Here is a 21,279-nt window from a genome sequence, read left to right as displayed (position 1 = left end):
TTTGAATATTTCGCACGGCTATAAATTCACAGGTTTGCTTGGAAGACGAACGCAAGTGAAGTCTTTCAAGCAAACCTCCTAAGCCATTCTATGGCTTTGAGCCGACATAGCGGCCGCAAAATATTGATGGAATTTGTTCCAGTTGGCTTGTAACAGCCGGACTCCGCACCATTTACATACAGCGGTGTAAAAAGCCGTCCGGCTTGCCGCCGGTCAATAATACAAGCGTGATTATACAAAAAATATCTGAAAAAATCAATAAAAATCAAAAATATTCTGTTTAAACATAATTATAACCCAGGAATCTTAATTTTTCTCGATATTTCTTGAGATTTGTTAAATCCATGCAAAAAAGTTGTAAATTTATTTTTTATTATGTGTAAATGCCGGTTTTTAATTCGTTTTCAAGAGCTATTATCAAAATGTACTTGCGTAAAGACACAAAAACAGACGGCCTGAGCCATCTGTTTTTACCTGCTGCAATCCCGCAGAATAAACCTGTTGCATCCTGAGGATATCCTGGATTCAGGAAATTATCCCTATGCAAATCATAATTTTAATAAATGATCCAGTAATTCACCTAACGGAACAGTAGCCAGTGAGATACAGGTATCGCAGCATCCGTAATATATGTACAGTAATCCGTCCTTAACAATATTGGCTGTGGGAAATACCGTATTTGGGATTACAAGACCGTATTTTTCATAATACTCCTGCGGTTCCATTATGGGTTCTGCCGATCTTGCAATAACCTTTCCGGGATTTTCGAGCTCAAGCAGCATCGCCCCTACACGGTAAATCGAGTTTGCATCGACACCATGATAAAGAACCAGCCAGCCTTTTTCCGTTTTTACCGGCGTTGCTGCAGCACCTATTTTGGTACCCTCCCACCCAAAGTTTTCGGCCACAGCGATCAGCTCAGGCTCAGACCATTTCTGCAAGTCATCCGAATAGGATATCCATATTCCGGGTATGTCAGTACCATACTCTTTGCCCACATATTGCATGGGTCTTCTCAGGAGAGCAAACCTGCCGCCTATTTTCTCAGGGAACAGAGCGTTGTCCCTGTCGTCAATTTCCGCGGGGGTGGTATAGCACAATTGTTTAAAATTGACACCGTCTTCCGATACGGCTATTCCGGATCTTGTGAGCATTGGCTCAGTATTGCCTTCCTTCCAGCCGGGGTAATTGCCGGTAAAGTAATCGGGCACTCCCCTGCCTGTTGGCCAGCAGTCAAACTCATAAGGCTGAAGGGCATAACACATATAAAATACACCTTCTATTTTTACCACTCTGGCATCCTCCACACTCCCTCCTTTAAAACCCAGCATTCCGGCAGTAAATACCGGTTTATCCGAAACAGGAGAAAAATTTATGCCGTCACCGCTTTCCAGCAGGCCAATACAGGTTTGAAAAGGCTTTAGTGACCCTGCCGCTCTTTCATACATATAAAATTTATTATTGTGAAAAACCACTCCGGGATTGAATACCGCTGCCCTTCGCCAGTCATAAATTCCTGGGGACACTATTGGATTGGCCTTACATCTTGTTATTTTTAACATGTTCCATCCTCCATTGTTTAATTTTTGAATTACCCTTTAACTGCACCGGCGGTCATACCCTGAATAATCTTCTTATTGAACAGCAGGTAAACAATAATTACCGGCAGAATTGACAGGACCATAGCGGCCATCAATGTGGTGTAATCGGTGGTATATTGTCCGTAGAAGTTAGTGAGACCGACAGGAATGGTTCTGTATATTTCTTTTGTTACCAGTACCAGAGCAAACGGGAATTCATTCCAGGTATCCAGAAAAGCCAGAATCAGAATTGTGGACAATACAGGCTTGCATACCGGAAGTATAATTCTTGACATGGTAAAGAAGGTTGAGGCTCCATCCATATATGCCGCCTCGTCAAGCTCGACGGGAACGGTTTTTATAAAGCTCTCAAAAAGAAATATGGCCAGCGGCAGCCTGATGGCAATATACGGGATTACAAGAGTAAAAAATCTGTCATAAAGCCCTAAAACCTTGAATTGCACAAAAAGCGGAACAATCAGCGCATACACCGGTATCAGCATTCCTGCTATAAATAAGGTATATATAAAATTTCTGCCTTTGAACCTGTATCTGGATAAAACATAACCTATGCAAAAAGCTATCAGTATTACGAGGAAAACCGTAGTAAAGCTGTTAAATATGCTGCTGATAAAATAGGTGTACATTTTTCCTTCCACAAAGGCATGATAGTAATTATCAAGCCGGGGGCGGGCAGGTAATGAGATAATATCAAGCATAAATTCATCTTTTGTTTTCAGTGAAGAATATAATATCCAAATCACAGGGAAAATACATGTAATAGAAAACATGATCATTATAATATTAAATACATATTTCCCGATTTTACTCAGTATGGATTTCATTCCTGCTTCACCTCCGCCAGCTTTTTAAATATGATGATTATTCCGAAACTTATTATGAATATTCCTATGGCAATAGAACTGCCGTAACCCAGCTGCATGCTGTTAAAAGAGGTGTTGTATGCATACTGCGCCAATACCATGGAGCTGGTTCCCGGACCGCCTCCGGTCATTACGTAGATATGGCTGAATACCAGCATATTGGAGGATATGCTCAGCATTATGGCGACCTTGATGGTGTCATATATCAGCGGGAAGGTTATGAACACGGCTTTTTTTATGCCACCCACGCCGTCCAGCTCGCAGACCTCATATATATCCTTGGGAATTCCCTGTACAGCCGACATGAATATAATTAAAGGCACACCTAGATATTGCCAGATCAGCGGTACCGTCACCGAAAATATAACCTGGTCGGGGTCATCCAGCCAGGGAGAAATCAAATTTTCCAGACCCAGGCTTTTCAATATTGCATTCAGCAAGCCGTAATCATTACTGTAGATCATCTGCCAGATGAAACCTACAACAACCGCCGACAAAACCACTGGGAGGAAAATTACTGTCCTGTGTACCTCCTTCAGTTTCATTGCCTTCGACATGAATAATACCGTGAGTAAAAAAGCAAGTCCCATTTGTATAATAACCGTGAGAAGAACAATCAGCAGGTTGTTACGCAGAGAACTCCAAAATATTTCATCCTTCACAAGCGCCGCATAATTTTCAAGTCCGATAAAAGTTTTATCCAGGCCTCCCATCCAGTTTGTGAGGCTGTATCCCAGCGCGGTAAATAAAGGAACTATTATGACAAATAAATAGATTGCCAGACCCGGTGCCAGGAGACTTAAAAGAGTTGAATTTTTTATTTTTAGTGAATTAGCATGATTCATATGATGTCTCCTTAAAAATTTTCCGGAAACCAATGCGATTTCCGGAAAATTTTCATATTATTTTACTTTTTTATTTTACTTTTTCATATTCGGCCTGAATTCTCTTTGCAAGCTCTTCAGGTGTTATGGTACTGATAAGTAGTTCCTGCAGGCCGGCATTCATTTTGCTGACAACAGCCGGATTGAGGTAGGAGTCATATATGGGAGTGAATTTCAGTTTGGAAGCCATCTCAGCATATTTTACGGCCAGAGGAGATACTTTGCTTTTGTCGTAATCCGAAACCTTATAGGCTGTTGGTTCACCCTTTTCAGCTATGCTTTTTGCATATTCGGGACCGCTTATGGCCTTAAGTACCTTTGCAACAGCCTCTTTTTTGCTTCCAAATCCCTTGACTCCCGAAGCAAAACCTGAGCCTGCACCGCCTGACATGGATTTTGGATCACCTTTTCCTCCGTCCACCGAAGGCAATACGGCCACTTCAGTATTGCCGGCAATTTCTTCCGGTCCGGCCATAACCGCACCTATTGCCCAGCTTCCCTCCATAAACATGGCTGCCTTGCCGTTGAAATAAAGGGTTTTCTGCTGATCATTGTTTATACTGTTCATATCCTTGTTGAAAGCGCCGGCCTTACCGAGTTCCTGCAGTGCCGCCAGGGATTTGATAAAATCCGGATCTGTGAACTTCGCTCCCTTGTTGTCCTTTATGCCGTTAAACCAGTCAGGCCCGGTGAATCTGTCACCAAGCGTGCTGAGTATACAGGATTCGGCAACCCACTGCTCTTTATTTCCAAGGGCTATGGGCACTATCCCCTTTGCTTTGATCTTATCTATCATTGTTTTGAAATCGGCCCAAGTTTCAGGAAATGCCTGCACCCCTGCATCAGCCAGAATTTTCTTATTGTAGTAAATAACATGTGTACTGAGCATGGAATAAGGTACCGCATAGATTTTTCCGTCACTGGTCAAATCATCAAATGCAGAGGTTACATAACCTTCCTTCCAGGCCGCATCCGCATCCAGTATTTCATCCAGGGGTGCAACTGCCTGATTTTTGGCGAACATTGCCAGTTCTGAACCTTTGCAGATAAATATGTCGGGAAGCTCATTTGAAGCTGCAAGGGTTTTTATTTTTGTATAATAGGCAGTCTGATCACCTATAGCTTCTTCCTCAACGATTATATCCGCATTGTTTTTCTGAAAATCTGCCAGCGCTTCCCTTACCGAGGTAGATATATTTTCTGCCTTATCCTTGGCCCAAAGATCCATAAAAGATATTTTTACCGGTTCGGACTTTGATCCGGGGGCAGGTGTTTCCAAAGCTGCCGTACTCTGTGCCGCAGCAGATTGTTCAGCTGCGTTCTGCCCACTGCCGCAGCCTGCAAGTACCGACATTGCAACCGACAATACCACTGCGGTGCAAGTACCCTTAAGTAATAATCTTTTCATTAAAATTTCCTCCTGTTTTTGAAATATAAGGAATCCCGGCCGGCCAAAGTCAATTACGGTTCAAAGCCTTCGCCTTCCAGGCGAAAGCTAGCTTTCAGCTGATAAGTAATTGACTTCTTATGACAGTATTTTAACCTCCGCAAAAAATTAATAAAAGTAGATAATTCTATAAAAATGTCAGCGATTTTATACACCTTTCACACAAGACCTTTTTAACTTGCATGTGATGTACTATAATCATTATATAAACCGGTGGGGGTGACGAGTATTCCTAATAAGCATTTCTTCAGCCTTCAGTACAAATTTATGACAATATCCGTATTCATTGTAATAATACCGCTGTTGATTGTGGGGGGATTATCGTACATAAAATCAACCTCAATTATAAAAGAACGGGTCAGCCAGTCAAATTTTAATACGGTTAAGCAGATAGCAAACAATATAAATTTTGTTTTTACCGATTTACAGAATTCCTCGGTATATCTATGGCAAAACAAAGAGTTTATGGGCTATCTCAAGCTGCCTGAAAACGAGGTACTGAACTCAGAAAATAAATTATTATCAGCTCAGAACTCGGTAAATAATTTTATAGTATTTAAATCAAATATATATTCCATATACGTTAAAGGCTTTAACGGCCTGGTTTTTGACTCTGCAAGTGCTGAGAATACCATAACCGGCAAACAGGAAGGCCAGTTGTATGCGCTGCGCGGTGAAAGCATGCTTATTTCAGATATGGTTAAAAACTATGACAATTCAAGGACAGCCGTTATTTCCCTGCTGAGATTGCTCAAGGACCTGGACGATCTTTCCTCAAACCTCGCCATTATAAAGCTTAACATCTCCGAGGAGGAAATATCAAAAATATATCAAAGTAAAATGCTGGGAACAAAAGGCGATTACTTTATCATAGATGAAAATGAAACAATAATATCGGCAATGGATAAACAAAAGCTGGGTACCAAACTGGACACCAAATACAACAACCCCAAAATGTATTCTGCTCAAAGCGGGTATTTTAACTCCGTGATCGATAAGCATAACTTTCTTGTAACCTATATAAATCTGTCCCGGCCAGGCTGGAAGCTGATAAACCTCGTGCCTCTGGATCAGTTATCCGATGATACAAAGATAATCAGGAGCATAACTGTTTACGGAGTCCTGATAAGTCTGGCTCTTTGCCTGCTGCTTATTTTATTCTTTTCACTTAAGGTTTTAAGTCCTTTAAAACAGATTAGAAGGTATATGAAATATATTGAAAACGAAAATTTTAATGTCAGCATCAATGTGAAGGGAAATGATGAGATCTCGCTTTTAGGCAAAAGTTTCAATAAAATGTCTAAAAAGCTGAATGAGCTTATAAATGAAGTTTATACGGTTCAAATCAAACAAAAGGAAGCTGAACTGAAAGCCTTGCAGGCACAAATAAATCCTCACTTCCTTTATAACACGCTGGACACCATTTACTGGATGTGCAGGATGGAAAACGCCGTTGAAAGCTCATATCTGATTCAGGCCCTGTCAAGGCTGTTCCGTCTGAGTCTGAACAGCGGCAACGAATTTACCACCGTAAGACATGAGATTGACCACCTGGATAATTATATAACCATTCAGGAAAAACGTTTTGAGGAGCTTATCAGGTTTAAAATAAACGTATCCGACGAAGTTCTGGGCTGTAAGGTGGTTAAGCTGGTTTTACAGCCCCTGGTTGAAAATGCAATATATCATGGAATTGAGAAAAAAGGAAGTCAGGGTACAATTTCGGTAAGCGTTTTGAGAGAAGGAAATGATGTCGTTTATATTATTCAGGATGACGGCGCAGGGGCCGATGAAGAAGAGCTTACCAAACTTTTGGAAAAGGTTGAAAAGAACAACAGGGGCTTTGGCATTAAAAATGTTAACGACAGAATAAAGCTTTATTTTGGAAATGAATACGGAATAAAATTTTCAAGTTCTTACGAAAACGGCACCACAGTCACCGTAAGACAGCCATTTGACCTGAATGGTTAATTTTGACCATATGCATTCATAATACACTTTCACAATTTAACCGGAGGTAATAAATATGCTGAAACTTATTCTTGCTGACGACGAAACCGTAATTCGAAAAGGGATAAGAACATCTATAGACTGGAAACAACACGATGTGGAAATTGTTGCCGAGGCCTCCAATGGAAAAGATGCCCTGGATAAAGTATTGGATTTAAAACCTGAGATTGTAATTACCGATATCCGCATGCCTGTCATGGACGGTCTGGTTTTATCCGGTAATATTAAGAAAATGCTGCCTGACACGAGAGTTATTATATTAAGCGGATACGAGGATTTTTCCTATGCCAGGGAAGCACTGAGTTTAGGAGTTACCGAATACCTGCTTAAACCTGTCGGAGCCGAGGAACTGATCTCTCTTATCACAAAAATCCGCGGTGAAATTATAAATGAGCAGTTAAAAAAGGAGCGAAGTGTTCATAACAATATAATCCTTAATGAAAACCTGCCTCATATAAAGTCCAATTTCATAACAAAGCTTCTGAAGAGTGAGTACCCATCGGATAATAATGTTCTTGAACAGGCCGGAATTCTTAATTATGATCTCTCGGGCCCTCAATATCTCGTATTTGTTGTGGATATTGATGATTTTCTGATACTGACGGATAATTTATCCGACGCTGATAAGGAACTTATGAAATTTTCCGTAATGAATATTGCCGAAGAGCTTTTGCTGGCTTCGGCGGCAGGTCTGGTATGCTACAGTGAATTTGAGCATTTGATAGGAATAATAAGTTCGGAAAATATAAGCGAATCCATGGTAAAAAATGTATGTACCGGCATACAGCGCAGTATGGACAAGTACCTGAAACTATCCATTTCAATCGGTATCGGAAATGTGTATAAAAACATTAAGGATATTTCAAAGTCATACTCCGAAGCAGTTACAGCCCTGAAAAATAAAATATTTTCAGGCAAAAGCAGTATTAACTTATATAATCCGGGGAAATTTGAAAGGAAGGCTGCCTCCCAGGTGCCCTATCCTTATAATGAGGAAAAGGATATTATAAATTATTTAAAGGCCTTAAATACCGAGGGCATAGGGCAGACCCTGTCCAATATCTTCAGCAGATTTGCCCATAGCGGCACTGCCCCCGAAAGTATAAAAAACATCTGCAGCAGATTGATTGTCACAACCGTAAACTGTGTGGAAGAAACGGGTATCAACATTGAAAACAGCCTTGGAAACAACTTCAACCCCTTCAAGGAAATAGACAAACTTGATACTCTGGATAATTTGCATATGTGGCTGCTGGACTTTTTTAATAAAATGCTTGGATTAATTCAGCAAAACAAAACCATGAAATACAAAAGTATAATAAAATTCGTTCTCCAATATGTTGAAGAAAATTACCAAAAAGATATCAGTCTCAGTGAAATGGCCAGCATCGTATATGTAACTCCCAATTATTTGAGCCGTATTTTCAAGGAGGAAATGAATATAAACTTTATCGACTGGCTGAATCAGCTCAGAGTTGAAAAAGCCAAGGCGCTGCTGCTGGAGGCCGGCTCTAAAACCTATGAAGTGGCTGATAAGGTAGGTTATGGCGATTACAAATATTTCTCCTATATATTTAAAAAAATCACAGGCTGTACTCCGAAGGAATATAAAGAAACTAAAATATAAAGGTACAATTTCATTTGTATGGGACTTTCATCATTAAAGAAATTCCATTATCTTCAGGGACACTATATCTGCCTGGGCATTTTCCCCCTCAGCATTGTAGTGGAGGCCATCCTCGGCTCTGTAAACGCTCCTTCCAAGCATTGGTGTATATAAGTCATCTATAGGAAGGTTATATTTATTTCCTGTCAATTTCATGGCATTATTTCTGTTAATCAGCTTATCCGTCAATTCGGTATTGATAACCTCTTTTCTGCCTTCAACAGTCACAGGTGTGGATAGGGCTAAGATAAGCCTTGCTTTCCGGCAATTTTCAATCATATATCCCACAATCTCCTCCAGGCCCCTTTGATATTCCCGGTCGGACAGGTGCAGCCCATGTATCCCGTTATTAAAATGTATAACTTTATACCTGAAGTCCTCCTGGGACAGGATATATCCTATTTCATGCTTCAATGAGAGATTGTCAACAGCCCTGGAGGTGGCAAGCATATCCACATATGCAGCCTCCTTAAGCAGCTGGTTCACTTTCGGCCTGTATGCCCTGGTGATTGAGTCACCTATCAGTAAAACCCTCGGCTTATCCCTTCTGTCGGTCTTTTCCCACCAGAAATCACACCACTCGTATGTTTCAAGTACCGGCATGATGTTCTCCTCCTCTCGTACTCATTTCCAGTATATTTGTACAGCATATCCACAGCAGGAAGTATCTGACTTCCCGCCGAGTAAAGTATGACATGCAGGTTATATTGTTATAACCTTTAATTTTCGGTCCAACAGATATCTTTCTCCTTTAACCACAGGGATATCGACTTTTCTGCCTTTATATTTTATTGTGCAGACGGTATCCTTCCGGGCTTCCAATTCAATACTTTCAAGTTCGTTGTCCCTCCAGACGATGCCCACCGTATAACCGCCTCTGGCCCTGAGCCCTTTTACATACCCCGTGCCCCACTTTTCAGGCAATGCTGGAAGTATATTGATAAGGTTGTTATGGCTCTGGAGGAGTGCTTCGGCTATTCCGCTGCAGAGCCCGGTAGTCCCGTCCATCTCGTATACATCTGTTTCGGCCCCGGCTCCCGGAGGGCAGAAGGAAAGCAGGTTGTCATTGGTAAGCCCTCTCTGGAAGGCAAGTATGTGCCGATAGGTGTTCTCAGCCTCAAGAAGCCTTGCCGAGTACAGTATCAGCAGAGCTCTCGCCCATCCGGTGTCCTCCCATCTCCACGCCGGAGTGGTACGTCTCCGGATGCTTACCTTTGCGGCCTGCGCCAGCTCAGGTGTCGTTTCGGGGCTGATCTGCCAGTACGGATAGACCGAAAGCAGATGGGAGGTATGTCTATGGTGGGCATCAGGCTCATCATAATCATAGAACCACTCCTGCAGCTGTCCCCTTGCACCGATTTTGAAAGGAGGCAATTTGCCAAGCTTCTCTTTTGCCTCTCCAAGCAGTTCATCATTTATTCCCAGAAGCTGGCAGGTTGAAATGAAGGAAGTGAAAAGTTCACGTATCATTACGGTGTCACATACTGTTCCCATTGAATTGGAGCATTCCACCGGATTGTTCCAGTCATGCACAAAGGAGTTTTCAGGAGACATGGAAGGCCCCGATAAATAGTAACCGCTCCCGGGGTCCTTTTCCAGGTATTTCAGGAAGAACTTCACCGCCTCACGATAGACGGGATACAGCTTATTGCACAGAAATTCCCTGTCACCGGTATATAAATAATGCTCCCACAGATGGGTTGCCACCCATAACCCACCTGTGACATTTATGCCCCACGAGGCTGCCCAGCCCGGAGCCGTATATCCCCATGCATTGGATACCACATGCGCGGCCCAGCCCTCCAACCCGTATGTGACCTGGGCAGTCCGCTGCCCGGAGGGAACAAGTCTCTCCTCGATCCACTTGAACAGCGGCACATTGCATTCCGACAGGTTTGTTACTTCGGACGGCCAGTAATTCATCTCTGTATTGACATCCAGGTGCATATCACAGGTCCAGCCCATGCTGCATGCCACATTGTCGTTCCAGATGCCCTGCAGATGGGCCGGGAGCGCCGAATCCTCCCGGGAGCTGGACATCAGCAGATAACGTCCGTACTGGAACATCAGCGCCGTCAGCGAAGGATCTTCCCCTCCCTTTTTCACCCTGTCCAGCCTTTGGTCGGTGGGCATATCCTCCCCGGCCCCGCATTCATCTTCAAATTCCAGTTCGACTCTCCCGAACAGACTCCGGTGATCCTTTATATGTTCATCCTTTAATGTTTCATAAGCTATTCCCGAAGCCGCATCAATCCTATCTTTACATGCATTCCGTATATCCTTTTCAGCAAAGTCGGTCCCTATGGCCAAAAGAATCAAGGCACTGTCGGCCCCCGACACACATATGGAGTTTCCGACCACAGCCGAAGTCCCCTTCCCTGCTATAACGCGCAATCTTCCATGAATGGCAACCCCTGTTTTTCCGTCGGAATGGATGTTTTCAAATGCATTACCCTCTAAAACCAGGTCACGGCCTTCAGCATGAACGGAAAACGGATTTTTGGCACCGTCGATTGACGCCGTAAAGGACAGTTTTCCTGAGGCAGAGGAGGAGAGACGCATTACGGCAAGCTTATGGGGATGGGAAACAAATAACTCCCTTGAATATTGAACTTCACCTGCTTTGTAACTTACAGCCGACAATGCATTATCCAGCTGCAATTCCCTGCTGTAGCCGGATATTTCATCAGAACAATTTTCAAAATCAATCAGCAGGTTTCCAAAAGGCAGATTGGTTCCATAGTTTAATCTCCTGCCTATAATTTTTTCACACAGCTCACCTGCTGTTTTATAGTCGTGCTTAAACAAGGCCTTCCTTATTTCGGGCACGGCTTGTGCGGCACCTTCCTGATTATTCCGCCCGGAGGCTTCTCCCGAATAACAGGTGTTTTCTGTAAGCTCAATCCGTTCGGTATTTATTCCGCCATAAATCATAGCACCCATGTGCCCGTTCCCCAGCGGCAGTGCCTGCTGCCATTGGACAGCAGGCTGCTTATACCATAGTGTTAATTTTTTATTATTTCCCCTGATAGAATTAAGGTTCATAACTTCCTCACTTTTTCCAATTAATAATATATAAAATTTACCTGATTTACCGGGAAATTAAAATGTAAATTTCTAATATCATTTTGTCTAAAACTAATATTTTAGAACGGATATTTGCAACTTCAAATATTTTTAGATTACTATTCATGCTTGGCCTGAAAACGCTCTCTGTTTTTCATCAACCTTTCAAGGAAGCCTGTATCCTCATCGTTCGACATGTGGTACATCTGATGTGCAAGATGGAATCCCTGGTCATTGACAAGCGCCTGCTTCCAGGGGCGCGATATAATGGAATGGGTCAATTCTCTTGCAGCACGGGGCCGTTCCATCATCATTTCAGCCAGTTCCCATGCACGGGAAAGCAGCTTTTCACGAGGTAATATTTCATTTACTATACCAAGTTCCAATGCGGTTCTCCCGTCGATTTTCCGGCCGGTATATGCATAGTATGATGCGCGCTTGATGCCAATCGTATTTTGTAATGTCAGGAGCATGCCATCTCCGGGAGGCGTTCCGCCCATGAAATGGGGATCGAAGAAATCCGCGTCTTTGGTGCAAATAGTAATGTCGCACAGGGTTCCAATCTCACAGTGTGTGCCGGGTCCGTTGATAGCGGCGATAGTCGGAATATCAATATTAAAAATCATATTTTCCAGCAGCCGCAATGATTCGTGATACATCTTGAGCTTATCATCCGGCGTCCATTCCCTGAACGGCCTTTTCCAAACTTCCGGGTCAGCGTCCAGCCATCTGTCACCCGTTCCTGTAAGAATCATTACCTCATTCTCAGGGTCGCGCCCGATGTCAATCCAGGCCTGTGACCACATGCTATGTACTTTCCAACTGAATTTCAAGGGTCCATCGCCGGTATGCAGTCTTACCTCAAGAATTCCGTTACGGCGGGTCATGAGCATAATTTCCTTGTACTTTTCCGAGTATGCTTCAAATTGCGAAGACTCAACCCGGTCAAACCAACTCGACAATTTCTCTGCCATATTATTTTTCCTCCTATTAATTTACTTTCTTCAACTACAAACAAGCCCTATATATTGGAAGCAAAATACTGTTGATGATGTCCTCAATACTTGTCTCTGTGAGCTTTCCATGCAAAACAATCTCGTTGATAATAAGCAGGGACGGTAAGTTCAGAGCTCTTTCAGAAATAGTATTTATCGAAAGTGAAATCTCGTTGCGATGATTAGCCCTCGTTATTATGGTATCAATTGAATTACGAATACTATTTTCGTGATTAATACCGTTAAATAAATCGTAAGATGTCGTATGGGAAAACATATCTGAAATCAATTCCCGCAGATCATCGGGTTTGATAATCTTAAAAATAGGATTTAAGCTGTTAAATAAAGCTGTTAAATCTTCTTTCAGCGAGCCCTGATCTCCAATTTCAAAATTTATGGATGGCGCTTGCCGGCTTATAGCGGCAAAAATCAGATGACTCTTTTGAGGCCAGCGTCGATAAATTGTATTTTTATTTGTTTTTGCAGCAAGAGCCACATCGTCCATGGTCAATTTGACATATCCCTTTTGTTGGAGCAATAACCAGGCCTGGTCTAAAATCGCATTTTCCAGTGTAACGCCACGGCGGCGGGTAACATTATCATTCACTTTACATTCCTCCTATTTTTGGTCGGCATAATTCCACCATAATATCGTACCATAGACACCAATGATTACTATAATGAAAATCGACAATCTGCCGGCTGAATTAACTATCTGAGGATCGCTCAGATATATTCCCGGAACCGACCATGGGATATAGCGTCCAACAGGTTGTGAACCAAAAACAACCGCCATGATTAAAGCACCGAAAGAAACACTGACCGGAGCTAAAACTCCCCGCACAATACCAGCAATGAACGGGTACAGGAAACTAAGGCTGATATTATATAACGTTGCAATAAACAACCGTTTTACAACGCTTCCGGCCAAAAATAAATCAAAGCCTGTTAAACCGAAACAGGAACCCAGACCAAAAGTTACCCCGATAGCAATCACAGTCGTACCGATAAAACACAGTTCCAATGCCAAAAACTTTGCACAGACCAAGCTTGTACGGGGAATCGGCAAGGACAGGATATCTTTATAGGTTCCATCCTGATACTCCCGGCCAAAGGCCCAACTGCTTAAAATACCGAATCCCATTAGCCCAATGACGGTGGAGTACATAAAGAAAGTATTATTCAAAAAAGCTTCCCATGTGCTGCTTTGCATGTGAATAAATATTAAAAAGCTATAAAAAGCCAGAATATAGATCGGTATATGGCCTCGTATTATTTTGTAAACTTCAATTTTAATCATTGACCATATCTGTTTCATCATTAATGCACCTCCTTAATTGTTCTAAGAAAGAATGCTTCCAGACTTTCCTGCACAGGGCGAAAAATCATCGGATGAAAATTCTGCTGCTCAAGCTGTTTTAATAAAGTGGAATATTGGGGGATCGATACGCCCGATACAAGTATCTCTTCCCCACTTATCAATGTGCTTTGCAGGTATTTTGCAGTAAAGTATCCAGCCAGGTTTTTAATAGAGCCGACCGTTTTTATATAAAGTTTTGACTGTCTTTCCCGTTCAAATTCGGAAAGGCTTATTTCCCTTAACAGACGTCCATTGGCTACTATTGCAATTCGATTTACCAGCTTTTCCATTTCGTCCAGCAGATGGCTTGATATAAAGATGGTGGCACCATTTTTCGCCAATTCTATTAAAGAATGGCGTACGGCTACAAGCCCTTCCGGATCCAATCCATTTGCCGGCTCGTCCAGCAAAAGGATTTTAGGCCTATGAATCAGTGCCTTTGCCAATCCAATTTTTTGACTGTTTCCCAAAGAGAGGTCTTTTGCCTTAACCTGTCTGTAAGCATCCAACAATAGCTGCTGCAAGATGCCGTCTATTCGTTTTTTGATTTCCGAATGGGGAATGAGCCTTTGCTTTGCATATAATATAAGGTTTTCTTCAACTGTGAAGTTTGGATAGGCATGCGGTGTTTCAATCAAATAACCTACCTGATTCCAAAATTCGGAAGGCAGTTTTGAAATGGGTTGTCCTGAATAATAAATGTCACCCGATGTAGGCCGAACCATTTTCAGCAGCATACGCATTGTGGTTGTTTTTCCCGCGCCGTTCAAGCCTAGAAAGCCATAAATTTCACCTTCATTTGCTGTCAGGCTGATATTGCAAACACTATTTTTCGAGCCATATCTTTTTGTTAGTTTTTTCGTTTGAATTATTGACAAAATGATTACCCCCACTGTTATACTTCAAATAAGGTACTATAGTACCTTATTTGAAGTATAACATACCAAAATAAAAAATGCAATACTATAACTGCTAAAAGCAGAGAAACGTAAAACACGGAAAGCAGGGGCTTATCCAGATACAAAAAATACCGCCCGATTTGTCCAATTGGGCGGTATGGCGGTACACTGTGTAAATGTGACAGCTCATATTTCATTGGTCAATTAATTCTTAAATTTAGCATCATAGGCATCCTGGGCCATCTTCAGATAGTCGTCCAGACCGATCTTCTTCATCTTTTCAACATAGCTGTCCCAGTCCTTTTCGACATCCATATTTCCGGTAATAAACTTAACTACCGATTCCTTGATGTAATCATCAATACCTGTTTTTATACGTGTGTAATCCGAGATCTTGTCACTTGTTACAAAGAGGTTGGGCAGGGAGTCTTCGTTCCTGGGAGCAACGGCTTCATATGCTTTAGTCCCCTGGAACAATTGTACCTCGGGAGCCTGTGAATCGTTCGGAACATTCCATTCCCTGGGTGACTTCCAGCCTGCTCTGAATTCTTTCGTCATATTGCTGGGGAAGAACTGTTCCCATACCACATTGTCTTCAGGTTTTCTGACTTTGAGTGAAGTCCATTTTGCAGGATTCCCGTCGAGACCCACTTCACCGGCGTCAGCCTTTCTGTATTCAGTGCCCTCTCTGCCGCCATTGGTATCATGCCACAGAGTTCCTTCCTCACTGTACAGCCAGTCAATCCATCTCATAATAAGAGCAGGGTCTTTGGCAGCGCTGGATATGGCAACATCTCCTGTTATTATATCCCTGGTTGCAGAATAGTTGGGAGCCGATTTGAAACCGTTGGGACCGGCGATAGGAGGCAGTATGTCATAATCCCTCCACCTGTCCGATACGGCAGGGCCGCCTGCAAATATGTAGTTGGCGCCGCCGGGAATTGCTCCCACAACCTCCGCATCTCCGCTTTCATTGAGCTTCTGCATTGAAGTTGCATTTGTTGTAAACGCCTGGGGAGGAATCAATTTTTTCTTGTACAGATTATTCAAATATTTCAAACCTTCTTTAAATTCAGGCTTTATTGCCGTCATTTCGATATTTCCGTTGTTTAATGCAAGGTGCGTATCTGCATCACAATGTACAAATGCATTCATCAGGAAACCTTCCAATTGATAATGCCATCCGTCGGTGGTGGTCATCAAAGGCATTTCATCCGCCTTTCCATTACCGTTGGGGTCCTTTTCCTTAAATGCTGCCAGCATTTGTTCAAATTCATCTGTGGTAGTGGGCATTTGCATATTCAGCTTATTGAGCCAGGCCACATTTACCCACATCTTTTGAGAGTAGTCGCAGTGATAGCAAACTGAAAATGTGGGCATCGAATATATATTGCCATCCGGAGAAGTAGCTATTTTCCTGTATAATGGATTCTCATCAAAAATCTTTTTCAGGTATATGCTGTTTTTATCAATTATATTGTTCAGAGGTATGATACTGCCCTGGCTGCCGTACTGCATTTCATCCGCGGCTGTAAAATCGTTGTATCCGTTCAGGAATACGTCGGGCAGATCTCCGCTTGCTATGACAAGTGCGCGTTTTTCTCTGAAATCACCGGCAGAGGCTACCTGCCATTCAACATGGACATTTGTCTTCTCCTCATAATCCAGGGTGTTCCAGTTCTTGTTTATGTCGGTCTGTGTTCCCCAGCCAATCAGGGCTTTTATTGTCGTCTTCTCTTTCACAAGGGGAAATTGTCCTGGCTCCGACAGGCCGGTATCGGCGCCCGAAGCCGCTGAAACGTTTGATGCCGATGCAGATCCGGCAGACTGGGCATTGCTTCCGCATGCCGACAGAAGGGTTGACACACTTAAAACACAGCCCAGTATCAATGCTAATTTTTTTCTCATACATGTTCCTCCTGATTAATTAGTTTTAATAAAAATTTTACTGTTCAAATAAATCCTTCAATCACCACCTCCTCAATTATATAAGAACCTTATCCCTTTACCGATCCAATCATGATCCCTTTTACGAAGTATTTCTGGATAAACGGATAAAGCAGCATTACAGGTAAACTTGAAAAGACAATAATCGAATATTTCATTACCTCGGTCAAGGCCATTATTTCACTCTGATCCTGTCCCGAACTGGCCTGGAGGATTGTCTGCATCTGTGACTTTATAAGCACATTTCTAAGAACAAGCTGCAGCGGGAATTTTGATGCCTTTGTAAGGTAAATCAATCCGTCAAAATAGTTGTTCCATATACCAATGGCATAAAACAGCACCAAAACGGCCAGGATGGGTTTGGACAGCGGAAGGACTATGGAGGTGAATATTCTTATATCATTGCATCCGTCCAGCTCAGCCGCTTCATATAGCCCGTCGGGTATGGTGTTCTCAAAAAACGCCCTGGCAATGAATAGATTCCACACAGCTACAGCATTGGGGAGTACCATTGCCCAAACGGTATCGCGCATATTAAGGTCCTTGACCAATAGATAGGTCGGGATCAAGCCCCCGTTAAAAATCATGGTGAATGTGAAAATCCATGTAAAAACCTTTTTGCCGGCAAAGGTCTTCCTTGCCAGGGGATATGCTCCTGTGACAGTGAGAGCGACGCTGATCAGGGTTCCTAAAACTGTATAAATAAATGAGTTAAGAAAGCCCGACAGCAGTTCCCTGTCTTCCATTATATTTTTGTACCCTATCAAAGACGGTTTGACAGGCAGGAAAAGCACCTTTCCCGAAACAACACTGGCAGGGGAACTAAAGGACTGGGCTACCACATTTGCCAGCGGAAAAAATACAACTATGAAGCATATGATTAAAAATAAATTGTTAAAAATATGAAATATCCTGTCACTGTGGGATAAAATCTGCTTATTATTTGCCATTTGTTCTCCTCCTTTACCACAGGCTGGTTTCCGAATATTTTCTGGCCATAAAGTTGACTCCGTAGAACAATATCATTGATATAACCGAATTAAACAGGCCTATGGCTGATGAAAAACTATACTGTACCGAAACCAGACCCTGCCGGTATACATAGGTGGAAATTACATCGGATACTTCCATATTCAGCTGATTCTGCATCAGCAGTATTTTTTGATAATCAACATTTAAGATGGATGCGGTATTTAATATGAGAATAATAATTATTGTCGGCATAATACCCGGCAAATCAATATGAATTATTTTCTGGAGGGTTGAGGCTCCATCGATCCAGGCCGCCTCATACAGTTCGCTGTTTATTCCTGCCAACGCGGCAAGATAAATGACTGCGTAGTAACCTGCCTGCTGCCATACGCCCGACCATACATAAAGTGATTTAAAAAGTGCAGGATTGGCCATTAAATCAACTTTTTCAATTCCAAACAACCCCAGCAGATTATTTAACAGGCCGTATGGCGATAAAAACTGAAATATTATGGAGACCAGGACAACTGTTGATATAAAATACGGGGCATATGTGATTGTCTGAACAGATTTCTTAAAAAATCTCCATCTGGTTTCATTCAGAGACAGTGCCAGAATCACCGGTACCGGCAATAATGCGAGCAATGAATATATACTTATGGAAAGAGTATTTATCAACAAACGGGAAAACTGGTAGGAGCTGAAGAAATCCTGAAAATATTTAAGTCCGACCCAAGGACTTCCCATGAAGCCCTTGGCAGGCTGGTAATCTCTGAATGCAATCTGAACCCCATACATGGGTATATATTTGAATATAATAACACTTAAAAGTGATGGCAGTATTAAAAGATAAAGCTGCCAATGTTTTAATATACGTTTTGACAGGCTGCTCCCGGCACCCGGCTGTTTTAAAACTTTCCTCCCTTTTTGTATTACTGCATCTGCTGCTGCCATTTTTAGACCTCCCAAAATTCTTATTATTTATTCCGTATGTTTGAATATTTCTGCAAACACACTCTTTTACTTCTGATATTGCTGTGAATCAGGCCATATGGATGAGTACAATGTGATTTTAAAACGGCTCGGAAAAAAAAGATAGAATCAGTTCTTTTTTTGATGTGACATTTGATTATAAAGCGGCTTTAATGGTATTAATTACAAGAATACAAATAAAACAGGGATGATACATTTCATTAGAAAATGTATCATCCCTCGGCTCAACCCCTGTATTCGGTGGGAAGAACACCCATTACCCTCTTGAAGGCCCGCCGGAAGGTATATGCACTGTTATACCCTACAAGCCTGGATGTATCTTCAACAGACATGGTCTTCCCGGTCAAAAGCTCGCAGGCCCGGTTTATCCGCATCTTTTCCAGAAAGTCACTGAAGGTTTCTCCTGTCTGCTCCTTAAAAAACTGTGAGAAATAGGACTCGGATATATTGAATTGGGCCGCTATATTGCATGCACTTACCTCTGAGGAGAAATAATTCGACTGGATGTATTCCACAAGCTTTTCCAGCAGCTGGCTGTTATGGCTCTTTTTCTTGTTCCTCGCCTCGTTGCATATGCTGTAATAGGCCGTTTTCATAGTATTGAAGATATCTCTGATTTCCATTGAGCTGTAATTACTGCTTATTACCTCTTTAATATCCAGTTTGCTGCCGGTATCCCCGATAATTTTTATGATAGTTCCCCTCATATCGAAGAAAAGGTTGTACTCCATATAATTTGTCAGACTGCGCTGTACAAAATTCTCTTCATATATGATATCCATGACCCTGTCGATATCATTTTTATTCCCCGACTTGGCCATATTTATTAATTGCAGCTCAAGCTCCACAGGGTAATAATACCCGGAGGACTCCTTTTTGACATCCCTGTACCATATTATGGAGCTGTCGGTATTTATCTCGTTAAAAGCCGTAAGGGCATTCTTGGCTTCACTGAAGGACAGGTTAATGTCGGAGACCTTCCCGTACAGGTTTCCAACGCTGAAATTTACATTGATATTGAATATTTCCTGCAGTTCATTTTTAACATTGTCAAATATGGTTTCAATGATTTTTTCACATTCCCTGTCGTCATCGATATTAAAGTTCAGTAACAGAGCAATCTGGTCGGCATCAATTATATGAGTGAAACAATTGAGTCCCATATGCTTCTCTATCACATTTTCAATGATTGCCCTGTTAATATCCTGTTCAATCAAAGCTTCCCTGTTTACGGGATTTGAAAAACGGTTAAGGACTATAATTGCAGCAATATGCCTCTTACCCGTCAAATTGATATCAAGGTGCTCCGAGAGTATTTCCATTTCATTTTGATCGTTTATCTCACCATGGATAAGTCTGCTGATAAAGGTGGACTTCATGAGCAGCGCCTGATTTTCCATGGATTTCTTCATTTCCTCATGGGTATTTATCAATTTGGTTACACCGTTTTTCAGAAAATCATATTCGTTCCTGCCATTTCCAAGTTCGCCCTTAAATACCTTCCTCAAAGTCAGCATTGTCTCCTGGATGGGGCGGAGGTTCCTTCCTGTCAGATATATGGAAATCCCCACTCCCATCAGCAGTGAAATAATCACTATGGCCAGTATGACTTTTTTGATGTATATTGCCTTGTCCCAGAATACCTTTGTGGGCAGGACCGTAACATAAGTCCATTTGTTGAACTGGGACTGCGTATGGATTACCGCCATCTCCTCACCGTCTATCTTTTCAAATAAAAATCCCCTGGCTGTGCCGGGGTCAATTGATACCGAGGGAAAGTCCCTGCGGCTGTCATTTGAAACTCCTGTAATGACCCTGCCATTCTTATCCAGGATATATGTATAGCCGGTTCCCGACTCATCAACCGCCATTAACAGTTTATTTATGTCATCGGTATTAATTAATGCAACTATGGCGCCCAGTTTTTTTTCGGGCGCGCTTAAGGGAAGTGTCTGTACATATGTCAGGTATCTTTTCTCATTTTGGGGAATTAATTGATCTATGATTATATTGTCGGGATCTATATCCATTTTATGGACCGAATCCAGAATTTGCTGATTCCAGGTATCATATGGCATATTATAATGGTTGGTCAGATAATATTCCTTAATGCCGAATACGGTATCTGTCTTTGTCATAACCAGATCGCTTTTTTTCAGGAACACATAAATGCTGCTTTCAAAGGTAGTGGAAGCACTGAAAGACTTCATTTCCTTCTGGGTCAGACTCAGATAATAAACATCGGAAGATCCGTAACCAGGCTGATTCATGTACATCAGAGTGTTCAGATTCTGATTGAGTGACATTGATACCACCGTTTTGTTTAAATCCTTCAAATAATTGTCTATGATGGTACTGCTCTGTTCCAGCATAAAAATCCTGGCATCCTTGGCATCCTTCTCAATTATATCCAGAGCTTTGAAGTATACAAAGCTGCCAAAAGCAAATGGAAGGATCAGAATCAGTATATATGATAGTAAAAATCCTTTAAAAATTTGAATTTTCTTAAAGCTTTTCTTTGCCCGCAAGGAAGACCCCACCTTTTATTGGATTTATTTTTCAACGCTCAAAAAGTC

At 42.0% G+C, this 21,279-nt stretch carries 16 protein-coding genes; 2 read left to right on the top strand and 14 right to left on the bottom strand.

Annotated features, from left to right (window positions below; all coding sequences use genetic code 11):
- Positions 1 to 548: 548 nt before the first annotated feature.
- The 4 genes from CTER_RS18015 to CTER_RS18000 form a co-directional block, all read right to left on the bottom strand.
- Positions 549 to 1,562: a glycoside hydrolase family 130 protein gene (locus CTER_RS18015; protein ID WP_004627925.1), complete on the bottom strand. Its 1,014-nt coding sequence runs from the start codon at positions 1,560 to 1,562 to the stop codon at positions 549 to 551.
- A 29-nt stretch (positions 1,563 to 1,591) separates the two neighbouring features.
- Positions 1,592 to 2,425 (bottom strand): carbohydrate ABC transporter permease, encoded by an 834-nt coding sequence (locus CTER_RS18010; RefSeq protein WP_004627915.1) that lies wholly within the window; start codon positions 2,423 to 2,425, stop codon positions 1,592 to 1,594.
- Positions 2,422 to 3,309: a carbohydrate ABC transporter permease gene (locus tag CTER_RS18005; protein WP_004627930.1), complete on the bottom strand. Its 888-nt coding sequence runs from the start codon at positions 3,307 to 3,309 to the stop codon at positions 2,422 to 2,424. The genes CTER_RS18010 and CTER_RS18005 overlap by 4 nt, the downstream gene beginning before the upstream one ends.
- A 70-nt stretch (positions 3,310 to 3,379) precedes the next feature.
- Positions 3,380 to 4,756, bottom strand: a complete 1,377-nt coding sequence (locus CTER_RS18000) for an extracellular solute-binding protein (RefSeq protein WP_004627932.1) — start codon at positions 4,754 to 4,756, stop codon at positions 3,380 to 3,382.
- Between the two features lie 258 nt (positions 4,757 to 5,014).
- Here CTER_RS18000 and CTER_RS17995 point away from each other — a divergent pair, with 258 nt between their 5' ends.
- Positions 5,015 to 6,766: a sensor histidine kinase gene (locus CTER_RS17995; protein ID WP_200859479.1), complete on the top strand. Its 1,752-nt coding sequence runs from the start codon at positions 5,015 to 5,017 to the stop codon at positions 6,764 to 6,766.
- Positions 6,767 to 6,821: 55 nt separating this feature from the next.
- The gene (locus CTER_RS17990) at positions 6,822 to 8,432 is read left to right on the top strand and encodes a response regulator (RefSeq protein WP_004628002.1); all 1,611 of its coding nucleotides are present in this window, start codon (positions 6,822 to 6,824) and stop codon (positions 8,430 to 8,432) included.
- Positions 8,433 to 8,465: 33 nt separating this feature from the next.
- On the opposite strand, the gene CTER_RS17985 is transcribed toward CTER_RS17990, so the two are convergent.
- The 10 genes from CTER_RS17985 to CTER_RS17940 form a co-directional block, all read right to left on the bottom strand.
- Entirely contained in the window at positions 8,466 to 9,074 is a 609-nt protein-coding gene (locus tag CTER_RS17985) for an SGNH/GDSL hydrolase family protein (protein WP_004627941.1), read from the bottom strand.
- Positions 9,075 to 9,173: 99 nt separating this feature from the next.
- Positions 9,174 to 11,516: a glycoside hydrolase family 95 protein gene (locus tag CTER_RS17980; RefSeq protein ID WP_004627956.1), complete on the bottom strand. Its 2,343-nt coding sequence runs from the start codon at positions 11,514 to 11,516 to the stop codon at positions 9,174 to 9,176.
- A gap of 140 nt (positions 11,517 to 11,656) precedes the next feature.
- Entirely contained in the window at positions 11,657 to 12,511 is an 855-nt protein-coding gene (locus tag CTER_RS17975) for an enoyl-CoA hydratase/isomerase family protein (RefSeq protein ID WP_004627894.1), read from the bottom strand.
- A 34-nt stretch (positions 12,512 to 12,545) separates the two neighbouring features.
- Positions 12,546 to 13,139: a TetR/AcrR family transcriptional regulator gene (locus tag CTER_RS17970; RefSeq protein WP_004627908.1), complete on the bottom strand. Its 594-nt coding sequence runs from the start codon at positions 13,137 to 13,139 to the stop codon at positions 12,546 to 12,548.
- 12 nt (positions 13,140 to 13,151) lie between these two features.
- Positions 13,152 to 13,853: an ABC transporter permease gene (locus CTER_RS17965; RefSeq protein WP_242835008.1), complete on the bottom strand. Its 702-nt coding sequence runs from the start codon at positions 13,851 to 13,853 to the stop codon at positions 13,152 to 13,154.
- On the bottom strand, positions 13,853 to 14,770 hold the full coding sequence (locus tag CTER_RS17960; protein WP_004627944.1) for an ABC transporter ATP-binding protein: 918 nt from the start codon (positions 14,768 to 14,770) through the stop codon (positions 13,853 to 13,855). The genes CTER_RS17965 and CTER_RS17960 overlap by 1 nt, the downstream gene beginning before the upstream one ends.
- Positions 14,771 to 14,995: 225 nt before the next feature.
- Positions 14,996 to 16,699: an extracellular solute-binding protein gene (locus CTER_RS17955; protein ID WP_004627914.1), complete on the bottom strand. Its 1,704-nt coding sequence runs from the start codon at positions 16,697 to 16,699 to the stop codon at positions 14,996 to 14,998.
- Positions 16,700 to 16,788: 89 nt separating this feature from the next.
- Positions 16,789 to 17,688 (bottom strand): carbohydrate ABC transporter permease, encoded by a 900-nt coding sequence (locus CTER_RS17950; protein WP_004627912.1) that lies wholly within the window; start codon positions 17,686 to 17,688, stop codon positions 16,789 to 16,791.
- A 13-nt stretch (positions 17,689 to 17,701) separates the two neighbouring features.
- Complete coding sequence (locus CTER_RS17945) at positions 17,702 to 18,664, bottom strand: ABC transporter permease (protein ID WP_004627954.1); 963 nt, start codon at positions 18,662 to 18,664, stop codon at positions 17,702 to 17,704.
- Between the two features lie 263 nt (positions 18,665 to 18,927).
- Entirely contained in the window at positions 18,928 to 21,231 is a 2,304-nt protein-coding gene (locus CTER_RS17940; protein ID WP_004627971.1) for a helix-turn-helix domain-containing protein, read from the bottom strand.
- Between the last annotated feature and the right edge of the window lie 48 nt (positions 21,232 to 21,279).

Origin of the sequence: Ruminiclostridium cellobioparum subsp. termitidis CT1112 (assembly GCF_000350485.1) — a bacterium.
In the GTDB taxonomy this organism is placed as follows: Bacteria; Bacillota; Clostridia; order Acetivibrionales; family DSM-1351; genus Ruminiclostridium; species Ruminiclostridium termitidis.
Note: the sequence above shows the minus strand (reverse complement) of the source record. Positions and strands in the feature narration are given on the sequence as shown.